Genomic DNA, 26,542 nt, shown 5'->3' with positions numbered 1-26,542 from the left:
CTCAGCAGCAAAAAAATAGCGCCAGGAATGATCAGCAACAGTTCCTAAGCGCTTTTCTTTTGACTTCTTTTCCAATAGTTCGATAACCAAAATCCAGCCGTTAAAGAAGCGGCATCAATGATCACCAAAGGCCACGTATGAGTATATCCTTTGTAGGCGGAAGCAGCGATTAAGGCGACAGTTAAAACCAGTCCAATGACTTCATTATACGTGATACGTGCAAACAGCAGCACCAGTAATCCGGGAACAAACATTGCCAACAATATTTTCCCTTCCATATCCACACCCCTTTGGCACCATTCTGCTATACATCATATAACATACAGAATAAACTGAAAAGTCATTTACAAAAAATTACTGCTTTCTGTTTATTCAGACGGATTTTGTTTTTTGAAAATAATATCTTCTGTCATTTGTTCCAGTTCACTTTGCGGAATGTATGTCTCCGATAATAAATCAGGCACGATTTCCTTCAAAAAGTATTGAACGCAATTCATATCTTTAAACTCCATAATAGTGGACAAAGCTTCCTGATAAATTTCGCGGAATAGCGGTTCTGGATTTCCTTTTTGGATTTCCCCGAACGATTCATAGAGTAAATCAATTTTATCCGCCACTGATAAAATTCTCCCCTCTAATGTATCATCTTTCCCTTCTTGAAACCGTTCCAGATAAATCGATTGAAATTCTTCAGGAAATTCTTTTTCCACGAATTTCTTCGTCATTTGCGCCTCCACTTGTGAAAATAGCTCTTTTAATTCATTAGAAGCGTATTTCACAGGCGTTTTTATATCGCCGGTAAACAATTCTGCATAATCATGGTTGAGCGCTTTTTCATACAACGCTTTCCAATCTACTTTTTCGCCATGCGCTTCTTCTACCGTCCCTAAAAATTGGGCAATTTTCGTCACTTTAAAAGAATGGGCTGCAACCGAGTGCTCTTGATATTTAAACTTTCCCGGACAACGAAACAGATTTTCTAAGTCTGATAAACTTTTAAAGTAGTTGTGTACTCCCATAAGCCATCCTCCTTAAAAAGTATATTGCGAATGATTGTATCAATTTTTGTTGAAAGTTTCCACTAAAATGGATGAATTATCGAATCATCATGGAAATCGTTACCGGACCAATACCCGTCTCATCTCGGTTACGGTGGGCGCCATTCGCCAATCTTATGGATGAAAAAAGACCGCCCTTTTCATGTTACGAAGAACATTTCGCTAAAAGGGAGGCCTCTCTTTATCGCGGGAAACAACTGCTATGATACAGCTGACCCGTTTATATGTCTTTCTTCATCAATGAAAATTAACCCAAGTTCATGATGTTCGCCTTCATATAAAGAACTTTGGGCAAAGCGAACTTGGCCGTTCACATCATACACTTCCAATTTGCAAAATGCACGGTTGCGTTGAAGCGCTTCATAAAATTCTTTCTCGCTGTTGACTTCCACTCCGTTTGTTTTACGGATAATTTCCCCGCTTTTCAGTCCCATTTTATGAGCGGGTGTAAAGGGGAGAACCCCCAAAATCAAAACACCTTTCGTACTGGGCGTAAAAAAATGGGGCTGACTTTTTTGCCGATTGTGGTCAAAATAGGAAATCGCCAACCGACCGGCAAAAGCAAAGATCAAGGCTACATAGCTTATGACCGGAACCCAATGAGACACGAAGGCAAGCAAAAAGGTCAACACACCGAGCCAAATCACCTTTCTGCCCGTTTCCTTCAAAACCCTTTCCGGAATAGAAGCCGTCATCGTCCGTTCAAACCCTATTAAAAACGGAAAGAAAAACAACGTGAATGATTGTGCTCCAATGGAAAAAAACGGCCACCAATCAAAAGAAGAACGAATATGATCAGCAGGTAACAATAAAAACACAGGAATGAGCCACGTACGTTGAGAATAGTGAGCGCCCACCGTCAATCCCCGCGGACTTTGGACAAGTCTTGGCGAAGTGTCCCGCCAAGCATTTCGATAAATGAGCGCCCCTTCCCCTATAAGAAGAAGCCCCGCAAGAACAGAGAGCGATACAAATACGAGCGGTTCTGAAACGGTGGAATCAGCATTAGGCAGACCCATGCCAGCTGCTTTCGCCACATAATACAGAATGGCCGCACCGCCAAAAATCCATGCCGGCGATAAAAACCGGGCCCTGAAAAAGCTAAGCAGCAGAGTGGTCGTGGCTAACAGAGCGCATGAAAACCAAGACACTTCAACACCAAGAGCCAGCGTACAGCCGGAAATAATGACCCCGGCGACCAATCCGGCCGGAAGCAACATGCGCAATTCGTGGTACATATCGTATACACTGATATCAAAATCTTTCCGTTCTCTTTTTACCCGCCATAATCCAATACAGACAGAGAAGATGAAAGAAAAATAAAAAAGCGGATGGAGAAAAAGTTTTCCAAAGCCTTTTGCCAATTCAAGCAGAATATCTTGTATCAATAGGAAACCACCATCCTTTCTTCCGTCTCACCGTTTTGACTGTAATCTCATTGTATCAAATGAATGATGAAAACACATATAAAATTACACAAAGATCATAATGAAATCATAGCAGGCTTCTCTTTCGCCGCTAATTCTTTTCATGAAGTTCTCCCGTCACACGTCCTGGACAATAGCGGCCAAAGGACAACCGTTTACGGCCAAAACTATTTCTATATTACATAAACCAGATATCAATAGACAAAGCCTTAAATGTCATTTAGTTTTTACAATTTTTTCATCATCGCTGACAACCTTTAGCGCCACATTCAGCTGCAAATCATTTTTATCTTTTTTCATCGCTTCCATGATTTTAGTCTCCAGCATTTGCGCTGTCTGTTTATCAATTTGTCCGTTCACTTTTATTCGATTTTCCATTTGAAAGGCGCGAACCGCTTTCTCCGTTTGAGCGCTAAAATAGCCATCGGTCCGTCCGGGAGCGTATCCCAGTCCATCCAGCATTTCTTGGGCGTTTTTGACTTGATCGGTATTCATATTTTTCTTTAGCGGTTTTTCTATTTGAAGAGGATGAACGTAGAAATAGTCAGGCTGCTTCACCACAATGTTCGGTTCAATTCCTTTATGATGAATCCAATTGCCGTTTGGCGTCAGCCATTTATAAGTCGTTAATTTAATATTGCTGCCGTCGCTTAGTGGAACCGCTTGCTGAACCGTTCCTTTGCCAAATGTTTTTTGCCCGATTAAAGTATACCCTTCTGCCTCCTTCAGTGCTGCGGCTAAGATCTCAGATGCAGAAGCGCTTCCGCCATCTGTAAGGACCACAATCGGATAAGGTTTAGCTTTTTTGGTCGTTGAATAATATTCCACTTTCTTTCCGGATCGTTCTTCGATTTGCAAGTACGGCTTATGATCCGTAACGAGTTCTTTTAAAATTTCTTCAACGCTTGTCAATAATCCTCCTGGATTGCCCCGAACATCGAGAACAAGTCCTTTGATGTGTTCTTTCTCTAACTGCTTTAATTTCTTTTTAAAGTCTTTTCCCGTTTCTTCCGAAAAAGAGGTAATTTCGATATATCCTATTCGTTTTCCATGTTCTTTCTTGATTTTTCCATTCACCGTTTGAATCGGTATTTCGCCCCTTTTCACTTTAAATGTCAACGGTTTTGCCGCCCCATCTCTTCTCACTTCCAACGTGACGGATGTTCCCTTTTTTCCGCGGATTTTTTCAGTCGCCTTATATAAATCCAACCCCTCTACGTTTTTGCCATTGACTTTAATAATCTGATCGTTCGGCTTTAAACCTGCCTTTTCCGCCGGTGAATCTTTCAAGGGCGAAACGATGAATACTTTTCCGTTTCTAACGGTGATCTCAGCCCCGATCCCTTCAAAAGCAGAGTCCAAAGAATCATTAAACTGGTGAGCGGTTTCAGCATCCATATAAACGGAATAAGGGTCTTTCAAAGCAGCCAGCATTCCGGAAATGGCCCCTTCCACCAGCTGACCGCTGTTCACCTTCTTCACGTATTTTTTTGAAATCAATTCATACGCCACTTCCACTTTATGGAGTTCATCCGGAAGTTTGTAAGACGCCTCGCCTGTTTGGCCAGGCTCCCGGCTTTCTTGCGGCGCCCTCTGATCCCAAATTTTCAATCCTGCATAAGTGCTCCCTGCACCCGTTAAAAAAGAGCACGACACAAGAAGAGCAGCCCATTTTCTCTTCATCACTCATACATCCTCCTGTCCAAAAGCCTTCTCCTCTTTTTGAGGTTCGAGCTAGCCTGACGTTCGTGTCATTATCTATATTCACGGAAAGGACAAGTTATGAAGAGAAAGGTTCGGCTGCCAGAAAACATTTTTATATGGAAACTCCGGATATAACAGCCCCTAAGCACGCATTCCTTGGTTCAAGCGCCAGTTCATTTAACACTTCAAAGCTTCGCAGGATTGTTTCCTTTTGATGCCATTGCTCTATCGTTTCCCTTGTGGCGGCGATATCATAATAATAGACTGAAGCGGTCTTGCCTGTATGTTTTATTTCGACATTTGGCTCAGATAGAGGTTGTTCCGTCAATACAACCCATTCCGTTTCAGCAGTATTGGAAGAGGCATGGGAAAAACAAGGTTTTTTCCCTACTGAAGTTTGTTTGAGAACATGGATTAAATCTTCTACCATGGCGCTTGCAGTTGGATACTTTCCGGCACCGGGGCCTTGAATGGTCACTCTGCCAATTAAGCTTCCTTGGAAGGAAACAGCATTCTCCACTCCTTCTACACCGTAAAATGGATGCGTCGACGGTACAAAGACAGGCTTGACAAAACCTTTCAAATGGCTTCCTTCTTTTTTTATATCCGCTACATGCTTTACGCGACATTGCAGTTGATCGGCAATTTCAATAACTTCGCTTGTGATATGAGTAATTCCTTGTTTTTCAATCGTTTCCCATTCCGGCTGAATTCCCCAGCCAACGTTGCTTAATATCAACAGCTTATAAAAAGCATCGGTCCCTTCGATGTCATTGGCCGGATCCGCCTCGGCATAACCTCTTGCTTGAGCGTCTTTTAACGCTTCATGAAAACTGATTTTCTTTTCTCTCATTTCCGATAAAATAAAATTGGAAGTTCCATTTAATATTCCTTGTATTTCTTCCACTTCATTGACCCTTAACAGCGCAAGCGTTTGAAGAATCGGGGTTCCACCGGCAGTCGTCGCTTCAAAACCTATTTGAACGCCGTTTTCTTTTGCTTTCTTTAACAGTTCCTGACCGTGGCGGGCAAACATGACTTTATTGGCAGTGATAACGTGGATACCTTTTTCTATTGTCATTGATAAATAAGTATGGCCCGGCTCTTCTCCCACTATAGCTTCAAATATCACTTGCAAGCCCGGAATCGCCAAAATGTCTTCAAATTGGGTCGTAACGATCACAGACTCATCTACATCCCGTTCTTTTTCCGGATGTTGAATCAAGATTCCCGCAACTTCCACTTCTTTCCCAAGCAGCTGTTTCAGCCGACTTTGATGGGATTGAATCGATTGATAAACTCCTTGTCCCACTGTACCAAAACCCAAAATGGCTGCTTTAATTTTCTCTGTCATGTTTGCTCCTCCTTCACATCAATCTAGAATGCTTTTTATTGCAACCCCTTGTTGATACTCCTCGATACAAACAAAACGGCTCTAAATGAAAAACGTCCTCTTCTTAAGAAGAGGACGTTGATGGACTCCTCCTCTTATCTTTCAGATCTATATACAAGATCTGTAGGACTTAGCACCTTTTCAAGCAGTACTGCTTGAAGGTTGCCGGGCTTCATTGGGCCTAATCCCTCCGCCGCTCTTGATAAGAGTGAAATATTCATTATTTACAGTTTGTTGTGAATAAATAAAAAAAAGAAACTTTTGAACAAATTATAGTGAATCTATGGACTAAAGTCAATGCCCTTTTCAATGATCCACATGGTTGTGCTTGTCCATGTTCGATACGGAACAGTGCCGGACCATCGACCTTGCGAACTTAGAACGGTCGCACATTCGCGCTGCAAAAGTTTTGATTTATTGTATTTCTTTTACGAACAAAAATTCGTCCCGTATCGGTATATGGTTCTCGGGATTCATAAGGGGGATTTCAGGCTTTTTCTTTCTCGCGATATTCACGGCATTCGGGATGACCTTTACACATTGATATCCTCTTTTTTGATAAAATCGGATAGCCCTCAAATTATCATTAGTCGTAATCAGTTTCATTTTCTTACAATTTTGTTCTTTAGCAAAAAATTCAACACGATTCAGCAAAGAAGTTCCAATGCCTTTATTTTCTTCCATACTATCCAACGATATAATTTCGCATTCATCTTTTGAAATGTAAAAAGTAATGAATCCATTGATTTCTCCTTTTAAGTTTAGAGAGACAAATCCATCCAATTCCAAGCAATCGTATGTACCGCTTGATGTCACCATTTCTGTGCTTCCCCATTGCTCTTTAAAAAATTTTAAAATGAACTCCTTCCTTACATCTTTTATTGGTTTTATCATTCATCATTCTCCTCTCCTTTGCAGTGGTTCAATGGCTATGCATTGATCGTCAAGCATTGTGCCACTCATTTCTTCCATTGAGGAAAAAGCGAGCCTATATGCAAGTTTCTTGGTGTAAAAGTCCAGTTTGGGTTATTTGTTTGAAAAGTGTTTAATGGAAAAGGGAAGACCTAATTTACTAAATAAAAGGAGTGTGACGGGTTATCTTTACTATTTGAATGGAGAAGAACCGCCTTCACTTTCATTGTAAAAGATTTTTTTGTTGCATACACACTTCATTTTGAAGATTATCAGTATTTCGAATTCCATTCGTTCGGCGATCATGTTCGCCATGATGATGAGGATTTATCAGGCCGATAGAAAGAAAAGCAGGCCCTTAAATATGTTTAAAAATGAGATCATGATAAGGCCGACATACAAACAACAGGCTGATTCAGAGAGAATGCCTCTAAAAATCAGCCCGTATAATGAAATTCAATGTTCAACCTTTTTCCAGACTTCGCGTTAAAACGCTACTGCCGGGATAGTAAGAAAGCAAGGCAATGTTTGAACACATTTAATTTTGATAACCGATTTTGTCGAAACTTTTTCCAAATGTCAAACATACTTCTTCGCAATAAGCACCTTACTAGTAACCGAAACCAACGAAAGCCGTACCAACAATAATCAACAAAATAAACAACACAACAATCAACGCAAAGCCACCTGCATAAGCTCCGCCCATCATAACACCTCCATTTGTGAGTACAGAATAACATATTCCAATTGCCCCTCAGATGCCCGGGCTCGTGTAGCTGTCCATCGATTTTTTTCAAAATGAAAAAGAGAGCCTGACATGTGTCAAGCTCTTCCATACCTTAAAAATTAATATATTTCCGTGGATTAACAGCATATCTTTTATCCGGAGTCCATGGCCCTTCATGAATTTCAAAATGAAGATGCTGGCCGGTTGATTGTCCCGTGCTTCCCATATAACCGATCACTTGTCCTTTCGAAACGTGTCCCGATTGGACGAGACGCGCGGACATATGGGCATAAACCGTCGTAAATACTTTTCCATTAATGGAATGTGAAATAAAAATACAGTTTCCATAAGAAGTAGAATAATAGGAGCGAATCACTTCTCCTGATGCGGCAGCCACTATTGGAACGTTGGAGCCGCTGTTCGCGATATCGATTCCTTCATGGAATTCAGAACCTCTAGCGCCAAACTCAGAAGAAATCACCCCGGCTGCCGGCCGAGTAAAGGCCCCAGACGAAACTTCAGGCATCGGACCTTGGCTGGCGGACTGAACGGAATGTTCATTGCCAGTTGGCTGTGGTGCTTGTGCGGCCTCTTTTTTTCGGTTTTTCTCGCTTTGAATCGCTTGTTGAATAGCCGACTGTTGAGATGCCAGCAATTCTTGTTCTTCTTGAAGGCTTAATTTATCGTTTTCAACGTCTTTCTGCTCTTTTGCCAACTGCTTCATCAACGAGTCTTTTTCCGTTCGTTTGGCATTTAAACGTGCCGTTAAATCTTTTAAATCCTGCACCATTCCTGTTAAACGGTCCAACTCTTTTTCTACTTCTTTGCGATTATTCTCTAGCTTTTCTTCATCTTTTTTTTGCTCATCCAAAATCGTTTTATCAGCGTTTACAAGAGCTGTCACCGCTGTGGCGCGGTCGATAAAATCACTAAAACTTTCAGCACCAAGCAGCACGTCTATGTAGCTAGCGCTTCCCCCGCTTTGCTGAAGTGCACGTGCCCGTTCCTTAAGCACTTCGTTCCGTTCCTGAATACGCTTTTGAATTACTTTAATTTCTTTTTTCAGATTTTCGATTTTTTCGTTTGTCTCTTTCATTTGTTTTTGTTTCTCAGCAATTTTTAATTCGGCATCTTGAGCAGCCATATCGATCGCTTTTATTTCTTTCGCCAACTTGCTTTGCTGGTCTTTTAGCTCGTTTAGTTTTTGGTCTTTTTCTTGAAGATGATGCTTGAGGTCCGCCTTTTTTTGTTCGATTTGTGTATTTTTCGATTCCAAATCTGAAATTTTGGAAGCAAAAGCGGCTTTTGTGAAGCCAAAATTGCTTCCAAGCCCTAAAGAAGCAGCCAAAGCGGCTGAAAGAACGACTCTCTTTTTCACCATAAATCCCCTTTCCCTATCATTTTTTAACGTTACAAGTATGTAGATCTAAAAAACTTTAAATTTTCAAGAAGCGGCGAACAGACAAGAAGCTTCCCCACATTCCGATAAAAACGCCGACCAATAAAATAATGGCGCTTACTTGGAACACAAAAGGCGTATAGGAAAGAATTTGGATAAAATGATCATGCACATGCGTTTGAAAATATTGATAGATTACTTTATAGACGACCGCCACAAATGCGATTGGAATGACAGAACCTAAAATTCCGATCCAAAGCCCTTCCAGTAAAAAAGGCCAGCGAATAAACGAATTGGTGGCTCCAACGAGTCTCATAATTTCAATTTCTTTTCGTCTTGAAAAGATGTTCATTTTAATCGTGTTCGAAATTAAAAACATGGCGGTGAACAATAATCCGATCAGAAGCACAAGGCTGACATTCCTTGCCGTTTCAAGCACCCGAAACAATTTTTTGATTTTCTTTTCTCCGTAGACCACTTTTTCCGTATGATCGAAATGACTGATTTTCTCAGCCACTTTTGACGTATCTTTCGGATTTTTCGTTTTGACGATGAACACATCGTAAAGAGGATTATCTTGTTTAAAAAGTTTAAATTCGTCTCCCATGTCTTTAATCAAATTTTGCAATTCTTGTTCTTTTGAGGAAAACTGGACGGATTTCACTTGGGGCATCGATTCAATTTGTTCTTTGAGCTCTTGTTCGTCTTGCTTATTGGCGTTAAGAGCAATATGCACCCTGATTTCGACGTCTTTTTCCATATCCGTGGCTGCTTTGTTCATATTAAATAAAATGATCAGAAACACTCCGACCATCAATAAAGTGACGGTCACTGCCGAAACGGATGCGAACGTCATCCAGCCGTTGCGGCCGAGGCTCTTAAAACTTTCTCGAAAGTGGCGACGCACTGTTCTAGCTTTCATATCCGTACTCACCTCGCTGCTCGTCACGTACAATCCGCCCGTTATCAATAGCAATCACCCGATGGCGGTTTGTATTGACAATTTCTTTGTTGTGAGTCGCCATGACAATCGTCGTGCCTGTTCGGTTGATTTTTTCAAAAAGATTGATAATGTCCCAAGATGTCTCAGGGTCTAAATTTCCGGTTGGTTCATCCGCGATCACCACTTTCGGACGATTCACAATCGAGCGCGCAATCGAAACACGCTGCTGTTCCCCGCCTGAAAGCTCATCGGGAAACATTCTCGCTTTATGCTTTAAGCCGACCAATTGCAGTACTTCCATGACTCTTTTTCTAATTTTTTCCGGTTCTTCTTCAATCACTTCCAACGCAAAGGCGACATTTTCATAAACAGTCAGCGTCGGCAGCAGTTTAAAATCTTGGAATACAACTCCAATATTTCTCCTCAAAAACGGAACTTTGCTGTTTTTCAAGGTAGAAACGGTGGTCCCATTGACAATCACGGTGCCTTTTGTCGGTTTTTCTTCCCTATAAATCAGCTTGATAAAAGTGGACTTGCCTGCACCGCTCGGGCCAACGATGTAAACGAATTCTCCTTTACCAATCCTTACATTAAAACCATTGGCCGCCACTACGCCGTTCGGATATTGCTTAAAAACATCCTTCATTTCTATCATTTTAAAACCACCTAAGTCTTTTATTTCTTGTCGAATTTATGACTCTAACCCATTTTTTTAGGGAAAAATCGCAAAATCTAGCGAATTTTCAACTCAAAACTCATTATAGCATTGAATATCTTTCACTCATTGAAAATTTATGTTACATTTTGATTTCAGAATGTAAAAATAGTAGAGAAGTCCGCAACCGGCTCATGACGATATACGAAAGAATACAATCCTTTTTTCGATCGAGTAGGAGGGGGTGATTAACCCCCGTCCTCTCACACCACCGTACGTACGGTTCCGTATACGGCGGTTCAATCAAGATAAATGACGCAAGTCTTTATAACTTCCGTGAATAGCTGTTCTCTTTATGCCAGTGGTCACTCCACCCTCCAAGAGGTCCCCCACGGGATTCACCGTTTCCTTCCTCAAGTGAGGTACTACGTTTTCTGTGTTCAACATGACACACTGAATGCAAAGGGCTATTCTCTCTTAATTGTTCAGTCCTTCCGAATTGTTCTAGACCAATTCGTACTATGACCTCTGCTGACTTCTGATGGCTCAGCTACTTATCACTAAGTAGGTTATGAAGGGTACTTCACGTATCCATCAGACCTCCCCGGGTAAGAGTGTAATCTTTCCTTCCATCCATCTGCTTCATTTACTCTGTATCACCTTCGGCAGAAAGGGCTTTGTTTTGTTGTGCAAACTCACCCAGTGATACCTAGCCTCCTATGAAGTTCGTGTTCCTCAGATCGGAAGTTTGCCGCCCGCTTCCTTCAGATTCCGCGTCACCACGGACACCCTTGCGTTAAGCTAACTGCTACTTCTGCCTTCGCAGCTCGGGACTTTCACCCTATAGATTACACCCATGCCGGGCGCACACAGAAAAAAAGCTGAGCGCTTCCATCGCACTCAGCTTTTTTCTTTTCATCCCTTTTTCCATTTGATTTTCTAGAAACAACATTGTTAAGCGTTTTATTATTTTTTATTGGCCAGCCATTCTGCCATTTTTTCGGCGTCCTTTCCTTGTACAACTTTTGGAGGCATTTGTCCACGGCCATTTTTCAGAATATTTAAGATTTCCTCTTTGCTGTATTTAGAACCAACTTTTTGCAAAGAAGGACCGACACCGCCTTTTAAATTTTCCCCATGGCAGCTAATGCACTTATTGTTGTAGATCTGTTGCGGGTCATCTCCTTTACTAGCCGATTCTTTTGCATTATCGCCATTGCCTCCACCACAAGCGGCAAGTAGAATCGATGTTCCAAGTATAAGCCCCATCAACTTTTTCATTTTTATCCTCCCTTGTGATCAGAATAGAACTCCTAAAAAATTATACCAATTTTATTTCACTTTGGAACTGTTCCACATCTCTTCCATTTCCCGATGACATCATAAACATGCAGCCAGGACATTCCTTTCCGTAAATGGTTTCTATTTCGTGAATTTCCGTTTGAATCTGATCCAAACCGATTATCTATTATTTATTATGAGCGTAATAAATGAAAAAAATCTTCCTATATAGGGAAGCAAATTTTAAAAAGAAAAGGTCTGTTTCTAAAGTCAATAAAATGCCCAGGAGCACCCCTTTCTTCATGTAAAACCTTATTTCGGGTAATTATGGATGATCGCGAAATTCACTCGCTTTCCGCGGGCTCTCCGTTCCTTTACCATTTCAAATAATTCGTATTTAAGAAAAAACATTAAAAAGGCTCCCGAAAACTATGTTATCGGGAGCCTTGATTTCCTGCAGTGAAAATCTTATTTTCCAACGAAATTTGGTTTTCTCTTCTCTACAAATGCCGCTACTCCTTCTTTAAAGTCTTCCGTTGTCCGAAGCAAACCATATGCTTTTCCTTCCAATTCAATACCTGCGCTAAGAGGCGTTTCATCTGCTGCATTCAGTACTTGCTTACATACTTTTAATGCAAGCGGCGAAAACTTTAACAGTTCCTCAACCAGTGCGTCCACTTCTTTTTCCAAATCTGCTTTCGGGACTACTTTCGTGATCAGTCCCCATTGATAACCCTCATCAGCCGGTATCCTTCTAGCTCTCATGATCATAAGCGACGTAATTTCTTCGCGTTCCAATAGTTCAAGGGCTTCTTTTTCATCAAAGTCAGTTAATACGACATATTTGCCATTTAAAAACATGATGGATAAAAGGGATCTCATTCCCATCGTATGATAAAGCGGCATTGTGCCTAACGTACTTTTTTCTAAAGCATCTTCCGCGATATAGCGGTTTTTGGCCGCAACGACCGCTACCGGCTCGCCAACATACCGCACTTTATCAATAGCCATTGGATAGTATTGAACTGGCGCTGTCACTCCGACACTGAATGGATTTAATAAAGGCTCAATATCCTTCCCAGTCACAACTCCTTTTACCCCCGGAATTTCCAGCGCTTCTGAATAATCGATAGAAACGATTTTAGCATGAGGGTAAGGACTTCTTAATATCGCCACATGAGCGGTATTAGGCGGCGTCCCGATATCATCGATGTATTTTCCCTGCCCTGTCAGCAGTCTGGCATCTTCTATACGAGTTACTTTTTTACCAATCAATTGACTCATTTTACCTTACCTCCTTCCGAAGAAGTTCCTCATAATCTTCCGGTGTATCAACATCCTCAGGATATGGTTTATCCAACCTAGCCAAACGAATCTGGTTGGCAAACTTCTTTAAGATGGATCTGGCCCCTTCATCCCCTGTTATATGGAAAAGATACGGAAACATCGAATGGTCAAACAGAACGGGATGCCCTCTTTTGGACTGATATTGCGCTTGAACAATAGGGGCTTCATTCGATACATAACATCGAATGACTTCATTAATATCGTCCGCTGTTACAAGCGGCTGATCACCGAGCAGCACGACGGCAGCATCCGTCGTAGAAGGCAGATTTGTCACCCCTGCTTTTAGCGATGTAGACATTCCTTTACCCGCCTCATCATTCAACACTAGTTTGTTTACAGACGAACTCCGTACTTCCTGTTGAAGCCCGGCTATGTCGGGATTCACGACGACAATGACGCCGTTTAAGCAGGAATTGGTGCTGGCATCCAAAACATGCCGGATCATGGATTTCCCTTTATATGGAAGAAGCAGCTTAGGTTTTCCCATCCTCTTTGAAAAACCTGAAGCTAAAATAATTCCCCAAATGTTTTTTCTCTTCTTCTGTAAAATCGGCAGACGCCTCCTTCACACAGATTGCCTCATATCCGCTAATTGCGATAGCTTCTGTCCGGAGCCACCTCTATATACGATCGTAATTTCGGCCAATATGCTCAATGCGATTTCTTCCGGTGTTTTGGCCCCGATGTCCAATCCTATCGGGCTGTGAAGGAGATGGACTTTGTCATTATTCACAAGGATGTCGCTGGCCGCAATCAATTGATCCGTCCTTTTTCTCGGTCCCAACAGTCCGATATAGGCAGCATCCGAATTTAAAATCTCTTCTAAAATTTCCTTATCGTGCAGGAAGTTATGTGTCATGATAACGACATAGGAGTTTTGGTGAAGAGAAACTTTTGGTACGCTTCCGGAAGGATATAAGCAAAGATCATCCGCATCCGGAAAATGATCTTTGCTGCAATAGGATGGGCGATAATCGAGTACGGTCACCTTCCATTTCAAATTTTTCGCCATCTTGACGAGTGGTATTGCATCAGGACCTGCACCGAAAACGATTAGATGAGGAGGTGGACTTACCGATTCATAGTACACGTATAAATTTTGTTCGCCGCCTAGGTGAACCAATTCATTTTTTAAATTTTTTTTCCTTTTCTTATAATCATCTGCAATATCTTGAACAGAAATCGTTGAACCTCTCTTGGTGTCAACAGCATCGATTATCCACGTTTTTCCTTGCAGTGATTCATCATTCGCTTCTACGACGGTAATGGCATGCAACGGTTTCTTTAAGGAATCTGAAAAATATCGTTCGATCAAGGCTGCCTTTTCAGGCTGCTTTGCAGGAAGATAGGGCTCTAATAAAATATTGATTTTTCCATTGCATCCAACGCCAAGCCCCCAGACAATATCTTCATCTCCGTAAAAATTATAATGAAGGACAGTCGGCTTCTCATTCTCAAGAACTTTGAAGGCGTGTTCCATAATGTCGGATTCAACACATCCCCCACTTAAAATCCCCGTTAAATGTCGATCTTCTGAAATGAAACATTTGGTGCCGGCCTTTTGATAAGTCGAACCCTCCGTTGAAATAATGGTTCCTATGACACCCGAGAGCCCTTTCTTTTTGCAGCGTTCTAATTCTTTTTGGATCGCAATCATGGATTCACCCCCTGTTCTTGAAAATAAAATTGATCCCGATATTCACTTGGCGTTTTCCCTACTAATTTTTTGAAAGTGGTAGCAAAATAGCTGGGATTCGAAAACCCTGTATTATTCGCTATCACCTCAATCGGTAAACAGGAAATTCTGAGCAAACTTTTGGCTTTCTCCACTCTAACAAATGATAGATACTCCACAAACGTCATGCCAACTTCTTCTTTAAACAATCGGCTGAAATAGGATGGGCTCAAATATACTTGATCTGCTACTTGTTTTAGTGTAAGAGAATAGCCATAATTCATCTGAATAAATTGAATCGCGCTTTCAATCGGGTTTTTTAAGTCTGAAGAAAAATGACTGTTCCCTTTGATCGTTTGATGAAGCTCTTGGTTAAGTCCCAGAGGCAAAACCCGTTCTAACGCTTGATACAAATCATTTTTGGAAAGCGGTTTCAATAAATAGGCTGAAAATCCGGAATTAATAGCCTCTTGTACAAGTTCAAACATTTTTAAATGCGACACGATAATAACGGGCAAATCTGAATATAATTGTAATGCCGATCTTCCAAATTTTAATCCATCCATATCGGGCAGCGAAATATCTAAAATTAACGTGCTCGGACGGCTTTGTTTTAAAAGAACTAACCCTCTTTGAGCTGTATTGGCCTCGAAAATGGTCAGAAAACGAAATTTACTTTTCTCGATGTACTTTCTAATTTCTTTTCTCGAATGTTTGTCGTTATCGACAATTAAGACTTCAGCCAATTATTACCCTCCCTGTTCATATGATAGTTAAAATGATCGTTCAATGGTTTTAAAATTTCACTTTCTTGCTTTTGAATTTTTATACTTTGGAATTTTCTGAATAATAATACGGGAAAATTAGGAATCTGCCATTCTTTCAATAAAAATCATATAAACACTTTCAAAATACAATCTCATTTAAGAAACTCCAAAAAATTCGAAGAAAGAACTGCAGCGGCCTTCCTTTAAAATAACGGAAAAAATTTTCGTCGAACGACTCAATCGTTCCGTGTTTAGCTCGTGAGCGGGGCTGTTCATCAATGAAGATTTCCAAATTCTAGCGGAGGGGTCGACTTCCATCAAAATGAGAGCGCTTGTTAAGCGGATCTTGCATGGATATTTCCATTTTACTAAGAAACCATTCTCTTTTAAAGTCAAAAAAAGCTGACTCTAAACCAACGCGATTCGTTCGTTTAGAGTCAGCCCCAACTGTGTTCTGTTTCCTTTCATCTACTCCGTCAGCTCAGACATCCGCTGAAGTCTGAGTATAAAGGATCCCAGATGAAAAACATTATTTCAGCCGTGAACGGAGATAGGCATCGATAAACATATCAATTTCTCCGTCCATTACCGCTTGTACATTTCCGGTTTCTGTATTGGTACGATGGTCTTTCACCATGGAGTACGGATGAAATACGTAGGAACGTATTTGGCTTCCCCAGCCAATTTCCTTTTGTTCGCCGCGGATTTCTGCCAATTCTTTTTCCTGCTCTTCCAATTTTTTTTGGTATAATTTCGCTTTCAACATGTTCATCGCCCGTTCGCGGTTTTGAATTTGCGAACGTTCTGATTGGCACGTCACAACAATACCAGTCGGCAAGTGGGTAATTCTGACCGCGGAATCGGTTGTGTTGACGTGTTGTCCGCCTGCACCGCTTGAGCGATAAGTGTCGATTTTCAAATCTTCATTGCGAATTTCAATTTCAACTTCCTCATTAAATTCCGGCATCACATCGCAAGAAACAAAAGAAGTGTGGCGCCGTCCGGATGAATCAAATGGAGAAATGCGTACAAGGCGGTGGACTCCTTTTTCAGCCTTTAAGTAGCCGTAAGCATTATGCCCCTTAATTAACAAGGTGACACTTTTAATGCCCGCTTCATCTCCAGGCAGATAATCGAGAGTCTCGACTTTATATCCCTTCTTTTCCGCCCATCTTGTATACATGCGAAGAAGCATGGAACCCCAGTCTTGCGACTCTGTTCCTCCAGCACCGGGATGCAGTTCCAGTATCGCATTATTTTTATCGTACGGTTCGCTTAACAACAGCTCCAATTCATAACGATTCAGCCGTTTTGTGAAGTCTTCCAGCTCTGATTCTAATTCTGCTTTCAATTCCGTATCGTTTTCTTCTTTTACAAGCTCATAGGTTAAATCCAGATTTTCTTGCGTCTCTAAAAGATCTTTATACTCGTTCACAAGATCTTTTAATCCATTGGCTTCATTGATGATGGCCTGGGCTTTTTGCTGGTCGTTCCAAAAATCAGGCTGCATCATAATGTCATCCAATTCCGCAATGCGCGCTTCTTTATTTTCTAAGTCAAAGAGACCCCCTAAAATCCGCTAATCTCTTAGCTGTTTTATCCAATTCATTTCGAATTTCAAAAAGTTCCATTCCTTCTCACCTCATCGTTTAATCTCGTAGCTATTTTGTATTTTACCTTCGCCCTAATTTACCGGGCAAGAGAGAACCCCTTCTCTTATCTCATCAGAAAAGAAAAGGGGGCAAAAGAATCACTGCCGGCCAAACGTTTATCCTGCCGTCTTACCATGGCAGTTTTTATATTTTTTGCCGCTTCCGCATGGACACGGGTCGTTGCGGCCGATATTGACTTTTTTGCGGAATGGCTGCCGCTTTACTTTTTCACCGTCTTCTTTCGGATTGACCGCTTGTCCTTTCGCCACTTCTTGGCGTTCCAAATTGCTGTGGATTTCCGCTTTCATAATATATTTTGCCGTTTCTTCCTCAATCGCTTCAATCATAAGCTCAAACATCTGATAACCTTCATTTTGATACTCGCGAAGCGGATCAATTTGCCCGTAAGCACGCAAATGGATGCCTTCCCTGAGCTGTTCCATAGCATCAATATGGTCAATCCATTTAGAGTCGACAGCGCGCAGAAGAATGACTTTTTCAAATTCGCGCATCTGTTCTTTCGACAAGCTTTCTTCTTTTTCATCGTAGCGTTTTTGCACTTTCGAAAAAATCAGATCCACCATCTCGTCCGGCTCTTTTCCGAGCAAGTCTTCTACTGTGACGTCTCCTTCCGGAAGAAGATTGGCATTGACATAATCGACGATTCCTTGCAAATTCCATTGTTCCTCGTCTTCTGCAGTAGAAGCATGGGATTGAACGACTCTTTCAAGAACGGAGTGAATCATATTCTCAATAATAGAACGTAAATTGTCCGATTCCAATACTTCATCGCGCTGTTTATAAATGATTTCCCGTTGTTGACGCAGGACATCATCGTACTCCAACAACCGCTTTCTGGCATCAAAGTTATTGCCTTCCACACGTTTTTGCGCAGATTCGACCGCTCTCGTGACCATTTTGCTTTGAATCGGCTGGGAATCGTCCATACCAAGACGCGACATCATATTTTTTAGATTATCTGAGCCGAAACGCCTCATTAACTCATCTTCCATCGATAAATAAAACTGGGTAACCCCCGGATCGCCTTGACGACCTGAACGTCCGCGGAGCTGATTGTCGATCCGGCGAGACTCATGGCGTTCTGTCCCGATCACGGCAAGTCCGCCTAATTCGCTTACCCCTTCGCCCAGCTTAATATCGGTTCCGCGTCCGGCCATGTTCGTTGCGATGGTGACAGCCCCTTTTTCACCCGCATGGGCAATGATTTCCGCTTCACGCTGATGGTTTTTGGCGTTCAATACGTTGTGGCGGACACCTTTTTTTGTCAGCATCTTCGACAACAATTCAGATGTTTCAATGGCCACTGTCCCTACAAGCACAGGCTGCCCTGTCATATGGCGCTGATAAATATCTTCCACTACTGCGCGAAATTTTCCTTCCATCGTTGCGTAAATCAAATCAGGGCGATCTTCACGGATGACAGGCTTATTCGTAGGAATGACAATGACTCTCATATTGTATATATTTCGGAATTCTTCTTCCTCCGTTTTTGCTGTTCCTGTCATCCCTGCCAATTTCGCGTACATCCGGAAATAGTTTTGGAATGTGATCGTAGCCAACGTCATGCTTTCGTTTTGAATTTTTAATCCTTCTTTTGCCTCGATGGCTTGATGGAGCCCATCGCTGTAGCGGCGTCCTTTCATCAAACGCCCTGTAAATTGGTCGACAATGACGATTTCGCCGTCTTGAACGACGTAATCGACGTCACGGTGCATGCTTACATGAGCTTTCAAAGCTTGGCTGATATGGTGGTTTAGCGTGACGTGTTTTAAATCAAACAAGTTATCGATTCCAAAGTATTTTTCCGCTTTGTTGATGCCTTCTTCTGTCAGCAGCACGGCTTTTGTTTTTTCATCGTACGTATAATCTTCATCGCGTTTTAAAGTTTTGACAAACGCATTAGCTTGGATATAAAGCTGAGTGGATTTTTCCGCTTGTCCGGAAATGATTAACGGAGTGCGGGCTTCATCGATCAAAATCGAGTCTACTTCATCGATGACAGCGTAGTAAAGAGGGCGCTGAACTTTATCTTCTTTATACAAAACCATGTTATCTCGCAAATAATCAAATCCAAATTCGTTGTTCGTTCCGTACGTGATATCTGCTTGGTAGGCTTCTTTTTTTTCCTCTTTTGACATGCTGTTTAAGTTAAGCCCTACGGTCAGTCCAAGAAATTCATAAAGCTTGCCCATTTCCGTGGCGTCGCGGGAAGCCAAATATTCGTTTACCGTCACTACGTGAACGCCTTTTCCGGCGAGAGCATTTAAATAAACCGGCATAGTGGCGGTCAACGTTTTTCCTTCCCCTGTTTTCATTTCCGCAATATTGCCTTCGTGAAGGGCAATGCCACCCATGAGCTGCACTTTGTAAGGATACAGGCCGAGAACTCGGCGTGCTCCTTCCCGTACAACGGCAAAAGCCTCTATTAATAAGTCATCTAACGATTCTCCGTTTTGATGACGCTGTTTAAATTCTTCTGTTTTGGCACGAAGTTGATCGTCAGAGAGCTTTTCCATTTCAGAACTAAGTGCGTCAATTTGGTCAGCCATCTTTTTCAGACGTTTGACCTCTCGCTTGTTGGCATCAAACAGTTTATTTAGTAATCCCATTCATTGTACTCTCCTTTATTAGCTTTCAAAACTCTCTTCTGACTAAAATATGTGGTCAACACTTGGAAAGGAAGAAATTGAACAAAATTGTTTAGCATGTAATAGACCACTTATAAACACAGATCATTGCACTTTTTCACTATTTTATAATACCACTGTCGCTATACAGAGACAACTTTTGTAAACGGCGTCCGATATGGTGGAAATAAACCTTCTTTGTGTGAATGATGAGAACATTGCCGATGATTTTTCCAAAAACAAAGAGCCGGACTTCCTCCGAAAGCACAATGTCTATCGACGATGTACTTTAACTTTAACAAATCGGAGCAGCCCGGCCCTATCATCAGCCTCTTATGATCAATTGTTAATTCGTTTCAATTAAACCGTATTTGCCGTCTTTTCGACGGTATACAATATTGGTTGCATTTGTTTCAGCATCTGTATAAATAAAGAAGTTATGACCAAGCAGATTCATTTGTAAAATCGCTTCCTCACTGTCCATCGGCTTTAAGCTAAATTGTTTTGTCCGGACAATAGTAATGTCGTTTTCTTCTTCAGCATTTGACTGTCCGCTTTCATTGACAGTGAAAAGCTCTTTTGTACTGCCTTGTTCTCTCAGTTTTCGATTAACTTTCGTCTTATGTTTACGAATCTGACGTTCAAGCTTGTCGACAATTAAATCGATTGCTGCATACATATCTTGATTGCGTTCTTCTGCCCTGAGCACAAGATTTGGAAGAGGAATGGTAACCTCCACCTTCGCCATTTTATCTGGATAAACTTTCAAATTTACATGGACGTTTGCATCAGGAGTTTCATTAAAATAGCGTTCTAATCTTCCGATTTTTTTTTCGGCATATTCACGGATTGCCGGCGTTACTTCAATATTTTCGCCTCGAATGTTGTAGTTCATCATGCAAACTCCTCCTTTTATGCAAGAAGCTAAAAGCTATATGTATATATTTCGTTTTCTCCCCTTTCATTCCTGCCTAATCTTCGAAAAAACTGTGTCTATTTTTTGTCGAATAATTCACATTTATTGTTCTAATTCCTTCTACAGATTATGCAGTTCTCTTTCTTTTCGACAAGGAGTAGAACTTCACTTTCGATCATGAAAGAAGAAGCCTACCAGCAGGCAAGCTTCTTTTAATGGACTATATACGGTTTGAAAGTGTTTTGAATTTCACGAAGCCAACGGACAAAAGCAGGGTACAATACATATTCCAAAATCCGTTCTTGTTCGGACAAAACGTTCTCATTTTTTAAAAAGTCTTTCATATGATCTTCCAAAATTTGAAAACTGACAACGGCCTCCAGAGCTTTTTGATCTTCTTTTAAAAACTCAGAAACGGTTAAATGGGCAAAATGAATTTCATGAAAAGCATGAATCACGTCTTTCAGTATTTTTTGAACGGAGTTGGAGTTTTGTCCTTGAAGAAAATGGGAAACAATCCAAACCAACCCCTCATCAATCGTTTCCAAAAGCTGAAGATAGTCTCGCAGCAACTGAAATTGATTTTCTGTCAAATTCACTTTTGGCAATCTTTCCACCTATTTTCTTCTATCATAAAACACGCCATCCGTCTGCAAAGACGCATACGGATTCAAGTACTTTCTCATGTTTTGCTTCTTGTTGTGAATTCCATGAATGCTTTGTTTAATCTCTGCTTGAATTCCCTTTAATGCTTGTTGAATCACATCATTCCATTTCATGATGGTTTGGCCAAGTTTCTCTTCCTCTGCAGTAAATGGCGGCTTAAGGCTTTTTAAGACCTGCTCCCGCTCATCGAGCAAATCAAGCAATCTCTTAATCCATTCATCTCGATCTGCCACTGCCGGCTTTGCTTGAACGTGGTGAAACAATTGCTGCGTAATGTGAAAACAGGTCCGCATGTCTCCCATTACACTCGACCGCCTGTCCCATACTGCTGTTTCCGTTGTTCTTGAATCGCCTGCTTCCACGTATCACGCAGTTCCGTAATGAATTCCATCACCTCATCTAAAATCTCGAGATCATTTTTCACATTTGCTTCAATGAGACGGCGATTCATATAGTCATATACAGCCATTAAATTTTTGGACAGCTCTACATCCATATTTAAAGTGACCATCAATTCACGAATGATATTTTGCGCTTTTTGAATATAGGTATTTTTCTTCTCAAAATTTTTGTCTTCGATAGCTTTCTTTGCCTGAAGCAAAAATTTCAGACAGCCATTATAAAGCATTAACGTCAACTCGCCAGGCGATGCAGTAGAAACAGCGTTTTTTTCGTATGCTTGGTATGGATTATTGATTGCCATGTCCGTATCTCTCCTTTAGTAAGCTGTTAGTTTCCATCCATAGTCCGTTCTGAAATGACCGTTAAGGGACCGGAAAACCTGTTTATCAACGTGGAAATATTTTCGCCATTTTTCTTAATTAATTACCGCCGGAAAGCATTTGTGTTAAATATAAAGATTGCTGATTAGCTTGTTGAATCGCTTGTTCCATTGCAGTGAATTGATTATAATAGCGATTTTCTAAGTCATCCAAGCTGTTTTGCATATCTGTTACACGTTTATCAATATCATCCAATTGACGGCCAATCGAAAACTGCTGATTCGTCGAATACGAATTTCCGGCTTTATCCTTTAATTGACTCATTGCATTATTGACCGTATCATACAGCTGCTGAATAATGCCTCCATCCCCGCGGAAAAGATTTTCAACCGACGTCGGATCATCTTGGATCGCTTGTTTTAACTTCGCGTCGTCGATGATTAATTTTCCGCCGTCTAAAAAGTTGCTCGAAGTGGTAATGCCGATTTTGGCAATTTGGTTATAGTTTGCGGAAACGGAATCATTTTGGACCGTACTGTAAAAATTGGTGCGCATCTTGCTTAAAAGGCCCGTTAAAATCGGATCATTGCGCAAAAGACCGCTTTTTGCCTTTTCTTCCCATTGTTCCTGCTGCTTGTCCGTTAATTGCTCGCGCTGGTCATCCGTCAAAGGCGGGTAATCGCGATAACGTTCTTCCGACGTTTTCTTGCTAATCTTGTCGATCAAGTCATTATATTTATCTATAAAGTTTTTTATATTCTGATACACGGTATCACTGTCATTAGTTACGGACACGGTGACCGGACTATCAAATGTTTGTTTAAGAGTAAAGTTGACTCCATTGACAGTAAATGTATTGGACGTGCGCTCTGTTTCTAAGCCGTTTAAAGTGAACTTCGCGTTTTTTCCTTCTTGAACGTTTACATAACTATTCCCGCTACTGTCATTTTCATTTGTTTCTAAACTAATCGCTTTGGCAAAATCTCCGGTGATTTGAAGATCCAATCCGGCGCTGTTAAAATCTCCCGTTTCCGTACGTACAACGGACATTTTCCCCGAAAAAGAATCATAGAACATGTTTACACCGACGCCGGAAGAATTCACTTTACTGATGACGGTATTCAGTGAATCGCTCCCTTGAACGAGGAAGTTTTTCTTTACTTCCCCTTTGGATGTCCAAGAATCAATAGAAAAAACGCTATATTTTTGCGTACTGTCCGTTGTAATATAATCAATTTTAATGGTGCTGTCTTTTGCTATTGTTGTTCCAAAAGTCATATTCCCATTGGAATCGATATAAACTTCATTCGAATTCAGAGTATGACCAGAGTCTGTTACAACGGTAAATGTCTGCCCATTGACAACAACGTTCCAATCCCCACTTTTGGTTAAATCAAAATTACTTTCTCCTAGTTCAAAATTGGTCCCATCTGCTGTTACAGTAATCGATTTTGTCGCCACTCCGCCCGTTTTCCAAGTTAGATTTAACGGCTGATCTTGCAGACTTTTAGTCGGATCAAAATTAGCTGCATCATTTGTAATACTATTTTTCGCCGCAATCGTTTCCGCACTGGCCAATTGTGTCACGTTGGAAATGCTGTAAGAGGTGAGTCCCGCAGCACTGGAAGCAGTCGCTGTCACTTTTGAATCGTCTGATGATGCTACTTGACGGGCACGATAATTCGTCGTCAGCTTCATTTGTGTGAGGAGACTTCTGAAATCAAGAAGGGCAGAATTCATATCACGGTAATCATCTCTCTGCCATTCGAGAATTTGTTTTTGCTGCTTTAACTTATCTAACGGCACTTTTGCCGCTGTCATCAACTGTTTCACCATGGAATCAATGTCCATGCCGCTGGCGAGTCCTGTGATTCTCGTTACCATATTTTTCACTCCCCTAAATTTTCTTATCTACTAATATACCTAAATAATTGGCCATTGCTGCATAAATATCCAACAATTTCTTTGGCGGGATTTCTTTCACCACTTCGTTCGTTTCATCGTTCACAATCTTCACATAATATTCTTTCAATTGATCATGAAACACAAATTTCAAATGCGTGTTGGACGATTTTAAAAAATGATTCATGCTCTCGACAATCTCATGAACTTGCTCTTTTGAGTGACTTAGTTGAGGGAAAGCTGGCTGTTGAGTCATCGTTGTTTGATCTTCAGCTGTCCGTTTCAGTACGTCTTGCTGCAACGTCACTGCCTGATAAATCAATTCCGAATTGGCTACTTTCTCAACCATTTTCCGAACCACTCCCCTCTGATAACTCCACATCCTATTCTTTTTATCGTCAGCGGCTGGTTTTTTTTTATCTTTCTCTCTTATAATTCATGCTTAAGGTAAATAATTTTGGACGAATTACCATGTCTGATATTTTTTAATTTAAGAGTCCCAAGATGAGAAAATGATGTACTGTTCATTAAACTCTTACCTAAATAAGTTGTTTGCCTAAAACAATATTAGAACAAACGCATATTTTAAAGTGAGCTGTTAAGCTAAGTAAAATGAGGAGGAATGAAAATGCACCCTGATGTGACAAGTGACGAAAGAATAATTGGAAGACCATTTGGGTTTGGTAGACCATTTGGTTTTGGGTTCGGAAGACCTTTCGGATTTGGGAGGCCATTCGGGTTTGGAAGGCCATTTGGATTTGGATTTGGCAGACCGTTTGGTTTTGGGTTTGGTAGACCATTTTTCGGTGGATTTTTAGGAGGTTTAACTTCAGCAGCTTTACTTTCTCCTTTCTTATACGGTCCAGGCTTTGGTTATGGGTCCCCCTACGGATACGGAGGATTCGGAGGATTCGGTTACCCGTTTGGGGGCGGCTTTGGCTGGTAATCACAGACGATGTATAAAAAAGGCCATCGGCTTCTCGACCATTTTGAGTCGTGCGGCCTTGGCTCTTTTTATTTATGGAACCATATCTTTTTAAAGAATCACAATCATACTGGAATTTTGCCCTCTCAAAAATAAAACAGTACAGATTAAGATCTCTAAAAAAGACCTATATCCGCTGTCTAACAGCGTACAGTTTTTCTGATAATAATTCTAATTCTTGCTTGACCCGCAATATCTCTGTAAACCTGCGAGGTAAACGATGAAACCCTGCTTCCAGCCCTTTCAGTCCACCGGCAATGGAAGCAATGGTATCGCTGTCCCCGCCCCTGTTGGCCGCTTCGATCACTACTTCTTCAAACGTATGGCAATTCCAAAGCCAATGCAATACCCATATCAACGTATGGACAACATAGCCATCAGGAGGACAATCCGGCTCTTTACGAAAGCAAACAGAAGAATAGCACGTATTCATTATTTCTTCTTTCAGGGACGTTTTAAGATTTTCTCCTTTTAACAAACGAAACGCTATTCTATTATAGATCAAGCAAGCTTCTGCCGCTTCATCGGCGAAATGGGTCATCTTTGACTGCAGAAAGGTAATCTTCTCCATCATCTCTTGATCGGAATAAGCAAGCGCCACCGGGAGGCATCTCATTAAAGATCCGTTGCCGCTGCTTTTTCCTTGCTGCGCACAATGAACGTGAAACGCCGTTTGAAACCAATCCCCCTGATACTGAGAAAGAACAAGGCTTATCGTTCGGCCAACTCCCCGTGGATTCCGACGATGCCATTTTAAAAACTCCTCTCCAATAGCCGAAATCGGGTTTTCCGGATTTTGGACGATCCCGTTGGCGACGGCGATCATCATGTTCGTATCATCCGTTACCTCCCCCGGATCTAGTGCCAGCCAGCCGCCTCCGATAATCGTTTTGATTTTCCCGTACTTTTCTTGAATTTCTTCTTTATTCATACATTCGGTAGTCGCTCCGAGCGCATCGCCAACTGCCGCTCCAAACAATCCTCCTCGAATTTGGTCAAGCACTGTTAATCCCCCCATGCAACATGCCGTCTATCCAATAAAATTCCCTTTATTTTTAAGTAGGTAAAACGCCTATTTCTTTTGTTTGCAAGATAATCGCCCAGCATTTCTATCCGCATTTGCATATGATTGATTGAGCTTACAAAATTATAACAAAATTCTAAGGAGGAAAAGGTATGTCTTTTATCAACAATGAAATGAATGGTTACTTGGCCGAAAATCCTTATGAGGAAGAACGAGTAGATCCCTATGGCGGCTATCCCGGAGTAGGGTATCCTTATGGTCATGGATACGGACACGGCGGATATTATCCTGGACATGGTCACTATGGACATTACGGATACCCTCACGGATATGGACATCATTACCCTTATCATCATTATCATCCGCACCATCATTACGGAGGCGGATGGTACGGCGGACATGGCGGATATGGAGGATATGGAGGACATGGCGGATATGGAGGACATGGCGGAGGCGGATGGTAGCAGTAGAATGAAAGATTTCAACAAAAACGTTTCAACCGTCGTTTAATAATTGGATGGCATCCATTTTGCGCGATCAGGTCGTCGAGTAACCCTCGAAAGCCTGATCCGCTATCTTACTCCTTTTATTAAGAGAAACAAGGTTAAAAACGGATCGAGAGACTATCTTTTGCTTCAAAAAACGTGATAACGGCAATCCAAATTTGCCCATGAACCGTCTACTTTTAAATGTGAATCATTACATATTTCTACCCATAAGACTGTGAAGATGCTCCCAT

At 41.4% G+C, this 26,542-nt stretch carries 26 protein-coding genes and 1 riboswitch; of the genes, 2 read left to right on the top strand and 24 right to left on the bottom strand.

Annotated elements, in window-relative coordinates; all coding sequences use genetic code 11:
* Positions 1-44 precede the first annotated feature (44 nt).
* The 23 genes from NST81_RS02500 to flaG form a co-directional block, all read right to left on the bottom strand.
* Positions 45-278, bottom strand: coding sequence for a CsbA family protein (locus NST81_RS02500; protein ID WP_040340801.1), 234 nt, complete (start codon positions 276-278; stop codon positions 45-47).
* 90 nt (positions 279-368) lie between these two features.
* A complete protein-coding gene (locus NST81_RS02495; protein ID WP_003352353.1) occupies positions 369-1,019 on the bottom strand; it encodes an HD domain-containing protein in 651 nt (216 codons plus the stop codon).
* Between the two features lie 239 nt (positions 1,020-1,258).
* A complete protein-coding gene (locus NST81_RS02490; protein WP_341028121.1) occupies positions 1,259-2,446 on the bottom strand; it encodes a PDZ domain-containing protein in 1,188 nt (395 codons plus the stop codon).
* 255 nt (positions 2,447-2,701) lie between these two features.
* Positions 2,702-4,168, bottom strand: coding sequence for a S41 family peptidase (locus NST81_RS02485; protein ID WP_341030468.1), 1,467 nt, complete (start codon positions 4,166-4,168; stop codon positions 2,702-2,704).
* Positions 4,169-4,301: 133 nt separating this feature from the next.
* Positions 4,302-5,543, bottom strand: a complete 1,242-nt coding sequence (locus tag NST81_RS02480) for a homoserine dehydrogenase (RefSeq protein ID WP_341028120.1) — start codon at positions 5,541-5,543, stop codon at positions 4,302-4,304.
* A 131-nt stretch (positions 5,544-5,674) separates the two neighbouring features.
* Positions 5,675-5,791: riboswitch (SAM riboswitch) on the bottom strand.
* Positions 5,792-5,996: 205 nt separating this feature from the next.
* On the bottom strand, positions 5,997-6,476 hold the full coding sequence (locus tag NST81_RS02475) for a GNAT family N-acetyltransferase (RefSeq protein WP_048622578.1): 480 nt from the start codon (positions 6,474-6,476) through the stop codon (positions 5,997-5,999).
* Between the two features lie 628 nt (positions 6,477-7,104).
* Positions 7,105-7,203: a YjcZ family sporulation protein gene (locus tag NST81_RS02470; RefSeq protein ID WP_147542737.1), complete on the bottom strand. Its 99-nt coding sequence runs from the start codon at positions 7,201-7,203 to the stop codon at positions 7,105-7,107.
* Between the two features lie 130 nt (positions 7,204-7,333).
* Positions 7,334-8,602 (bottom strand): murein hydrolase activator EnvC family protein, encoded by a 1,269-nt coding sequence (locus NST81_RS02465; protein WP_327797467.1) that lies wholly within the window; start codon positions 8,600-8,602, stop codon positions 7,334-7,336.
* A 55-nt stretch (positions 8,603-8,657) separates the two neighbouring features.
* Positions 8,658-9,542, bottom strand: coding sequence for a permease-like cell division protein FtsX (gene ftsX, locus NST81_RS02460; RefSeq protein ID WP_040340803.1), 885 nt, complete (start codon positions 9,540-9,542; stop codon positions 8,658-8,660).
* Positions 9,532-10,218 carry a cell division ATP-binding protein FtsE gene (gene ftsE / locus NST81_RS02455; RefSeq protein ID WP_003352363.1) on the bottom strand — a complete coding sequence of 229 codons (687 nt, stop codon included), beginning with the start codon at positions 10,216-10,218 and terminating at the stop codon, positions 9,532-9,534. Before ftsE ends, ftsX begins: the two co-directional genes overlap by 11 nt.
* Positions 10,219-11,184: 966 nt before the next feature.
* Positions 11,185-11,499, bottom strand: a complete 315-nt coding sequence (gene cccB / locus NST81_RS02450) for a cytochrome c551 (protein ID WP_048622574.1) — start codon at positions 11,497-11,499, stop codon at positions 11,185-11,187.
* Between the two features lie 468 nt (positions 11,500-11,967).
* A complete protein-coding gene (locus NST81_RS02445) occupies positions 11,968-12,783 on the bottom strand; it encodes an enoyl-CoA hydratase/isomerase family protein (protein ID WP_053083210.1) in 816 nt (271 codons plus the stop codon).
* Position 12,784: 1 nt separating this feature from the next.
* Entirely contained in the window at positions 12,785-13,360 is a 576-nt protein-coding gene (locus tag NST81_RS02440) for a nucleotidyltransferase family protein (protein WP_341030467.1), read from the bottom strand.
* Between the two features lie 51 nt (positions 13,361-13,411).
* On the bottom strand, positions 13,412-14,503 hold the full coding sequence (locus NST81_RS02435; RefSeq protein WP_341028110.1) for an XdhC family protein: 1,092 nt from the start codon (positions 14,501-14,503) through the stop codon (positions 13,412-13,414).
* Positions 14,500-15,267 (bottom strand): helix-turn-helix transcriptional regulator, encoded by a 768-nt coding sequence (locus NST81_RS02430; RefSeq protein ID WP_048622571.1) that lies wholly within the window; start codon positions 15,265-15,267, stop codon positions 14,500-14,502. Before NST81_RS02430 ends, NST81_RS02435 begins: the two co-directional genes overlap by 4 nt.
* A 550-nt stretch (positions 15,268-15,817) precedes the next feature.
* Positions 15,818-16,919 (bottom strand): peptide chain release factor 2 gene (prfB, locus tag NST81_RS02425; protein WP_327823883.1). Its coding sequence is split into 2 segments (ribosomal slippage): positions 15,818-16,846 and positions 16,848-16,919, totalling 1,101 coding nucleotides; the frame shifts between segments, so codons are not numbered across the junction.
* A 137-nt stretch (positions 16,920-17,056) separates the two neighbouring features.
* Positions 17,057-19,570: a preprotein translocase subunit SecA gene (secA, locus tag NST81_RS02420; RefSeq protein ID WP_048622569.1), complete on the bottom strand. Its 2,514-nt coding sequence runs from the start codon at positions 19,568-19,570 to the stop codon at positions 17,057-17,059.
* A 364-nt stretch (positions 19,571-19,934) separates the two neighbouring features.
* A complete protein-coding gene (gene hpf / locus NST81_RS02415) occupies positions 19,935-20,486 on the bottom strand; it encodes a ribosome hibernation-promoting factor, HPF/YfiA family (protein ID WP_040341426.1) in 552 nt (183 codons plus the stop codon).
* A gap of 230 nt (positions 20,487-20,716) precedes the next feature.
* The gene (locus tag NST81_RS02410) at positions 20,717-21,112 is read right to left on the bottom strand and encodes a hypothetical protein (protein WP_341028107.1); all 396 of its coding nucleotides are present in this window, start codon (positions 21,110-21,112) and stop codon (positions 20,717-20,719) included.
* A 9-nt stretch (positions 21,113-21,121) separates the two neighbouring features.
* Positions 21,122-21,472 carry a hypothetical protein gene (locus tag NST81_RS02405; RefSeq protein ID WP_340396736.1) on the bottom strand — a complete coding sequence of 117 codons (351 nt, stop codon included), beginning with the start codon at positions 21,470-21,472 and terminating at the stop codon, positions 21,122-21,124.
* Positions 21,472-21,873, bottom strand: a complete 402-nt coding sequence (fliS, locus tag NST81_RS02400) for a flagellar export chaperone FliS (RefSeq protein WP_048622566.1) — start codon at positions 21,871-21,873, stop codon at positions 21,472-21,474. Before fliS ends, NST81_RS02405 begins: the two co-directional genes overlap by 1 nt.
* A 118-nt stretch (positions 21,874-21,991) precedes the next feature.
* Positions 21,992-23,776 carry a flagellar hook-associated protein 2 gene (locus tag NST81_RS02395; RefSeq protein ID WP_341028105.1) on the bottom strand — a complete coding sequence of 595 codons (1,785 nt, stop codon included), beginning with the start codon at positions 23,774-23,776 and terminating at the stop codon, positions 21,992-21,994.
* Positions 23,777-23,789: 13 nt separating this feature from the next.
* Positions 23,790-24,143, bottom strand: coding sequence for a flagellar protein FlaG (gene flaG, locus NST81_RS02390; RefSeq protein WP_004439705.1), 354 nt, complete (start codon positions 24,141-24,143; stop codon positions 23,790-23,792).
* A 279-nt stretch (positions 24,144-24,422) separates the two neighbouring features.
* Here flaG and NST81_RS02385 point away from each other — a divergent pair, with 279 nt between their 5' ends.
* A complete protein-coding gene (locus tag NST81_RS02385) occupies positions 24,423-24,740 on the top strand; it encodes a hypothetical protein (protein WP_341028102.1) in 318 nt (105 codons plus the stop codon).
* Positions 24,741-24,906: 166 nt separating this feature from the next.
* Here the strand turns inward: NST81_RS02385 and NST81_RS02380 are convergent, their stop codons facing one another.
* Positions 24,907-25,782, bottom strand: coding sequence for an ADP-ribosylglycohydrolase family protein (locus tag NST81_RS02380; RefSeq protein WP_341028100.1), 876 nt, complete (start codon positions 25,780-25,782; stop codon positions 24,907-24,909).
* A gap of 173 nt (positions 25,783-25,955) precedes the next feature.
* Between NST81_RS02380 and NST81_RS02375 the strand changes: the two genes are divergently transcribed.
* Positions 25,956-26,267, top strand: coding sequence for a hypothetical protein (locus tag NST81_RS02375; protein ID WP_341028099.1), 312 nt, complete (start codon positions 25,956-25,958; stop codon positions 26,265-26,267).
* Positions 26,268-26,542: the final 275 nt, after the last annotated feature.

This window comes from Bacillus sp. FSL W8-0223 (genome assembly GCF_038006805.1).
Taxonomy (GTDB): domain Bacteria; phylum Bacillota; class Bacilli; order Bacillales; family DSM-4216; genus Bacillus_O; species Bacillus_O smithii.
This window is presented reverse-complemented; position numbering and strand designations above follow the sequence as displayed.

Excerpts from the sequence above, each read along its gene's own strand:
- NST81_RS02465 (WP_327797467.1), bottom strand. The coding sequence starts at position 8,602 with ATGGTGAAAAAGAGAGTCGTTCTTTCAGCCGCTTTGGCTGCTTCTTTA.
- NST81_RS02435 (WP_341028110.1), bottom strand. The coding sequence starts at position 14,503 with ATGATTGCGATCCAAAAAGAATTAGAACGCTGCAAAAAGAAAGGGCTC.
- NST81_RS02475 (WP_048622578.1), bottom strand. The coding sequence starts at position 6,476 with ATGATAAAACCAATAAAAGATGTAAGGAAGGAGTTCATTTTAAAATTT.
- fliS (WP_048622566.1), bottom strand. The coding sequence starts at position 21,873 with ATGGCAATCAATAATCCATACCAAGCATACGAAAAAAACGCTGTTTCT.
- cccB (WP_048622574.1), bottom strand. The coding sequence starts at position 11,499 with ATGAAAAAGTTGATGGGGCTTATACTTGGAACATCGATTCTACTTGCC.
- NST81_RS02445 (WP_053083210.1), bottom strand. The coding sequence starts at position 12,783 with ATGAGTCAATTGATTGGTAAAAAAGTAACTCGTATAGAAGATGCCAGA.
- ftsE (WP_003352363.1), bottom strand. The coding sequence starts at position 10,218 with ATGATAGAAATGAAGGATGTTTTTAAGCAATATCCGAACGGCGTAGTG.
- hpf (WP_040341426.1), bottom strand. The coding sequence starts at position 20,486 with ATGATGAACTACAACATTCGAGGCGAAAATATTGAAGTAACGCCGGCA.
- secA (WP_048622569.1), bottom strand. The coding sequence starts at position 19,570 with ATGGGATTACTAAATAAACTGTTTGATGCCAACAAGCGAGAGGTCAAA.
- NST81_RS02375 (WP_341028099.1), top strand. The coding sequence starts at position 25,956 with ATGTCTTTTATCAACAATGAAATGAATGGTTACTTGGCCGAAAATCCT.
- NST81_RS02485 (WP_341030468.1), bottom strand. The coding sequence starts at position 4,168 with ATGAAGAGAAAATGGGCTGCTCTTCTTGTGTCGTGCTCTTTTTTAACG.
- flaG (WP_004439705.1), bottom strand. The coding sequence starts at position 24,143 with ATGGTTGAGAAAGTAGCCAATTCGGAATTGATTTATCAGGCAGTGACG.
- NST81_RS02470 (WP_147542737.1), bottom strand. The coding sequence starts at position 7,203 with ATGATGGGCGGAGCTTATGCAGGTGGCTTTGCGTTGATTGTTGTGTTG.
- NST81_RS02480 (WP_341028120.1), bottom strand. The coding sequence starts at position 5,543 with ATGACAGAGAAAATTAAAGCAGCCATTTTGGGTTTTGGTACAGTGGGA.
- NST81_RS02500 (WP_040340801.1), bottom strand. The coding sequence starts at position 278 with ATGGAAGGGAAAATATTGTTGGCAATGTTTGTTCCCGGATTACTGGTG.
- NST81_RS02405 (WP_340396736.1), bottom strand. The coding sequence starts at position 21,472 with ATGGGAGACATGCGGACCTGTTTTCACATTACGCAGCAATTGTTTCAC.
- NST81_RS02385 (WP_341028102.1), top strand. The coding sequence starts at position 24,423 with ATGCACCCTGATGTGACAAGTGACGAAAGAATAATTGGAAGACCATTT.
- ftsX (WP_040340803.1), bottom strand. The coding sequence starts at position 9,542 with ATGAAAGCTAGAACAGTGCGTCGCCACTTTCGAGAAAGTTTTAAGAGC.
- NST81_RS02495 (WP_003352353.1), bottom strand. The coding sequence starts at position 1,019 with ATGGGAGTACACAACTACTTTAAAAGTTTATCAGACTTAGAAAATCTG.
- NST81_RS02395 (WP_341028105.1), bottom strand. The coding sequence starts at position 23,776 with ATGGTAACGAGAATCACAGGACTCGCCAGCGGCATGGACATTGATTCC.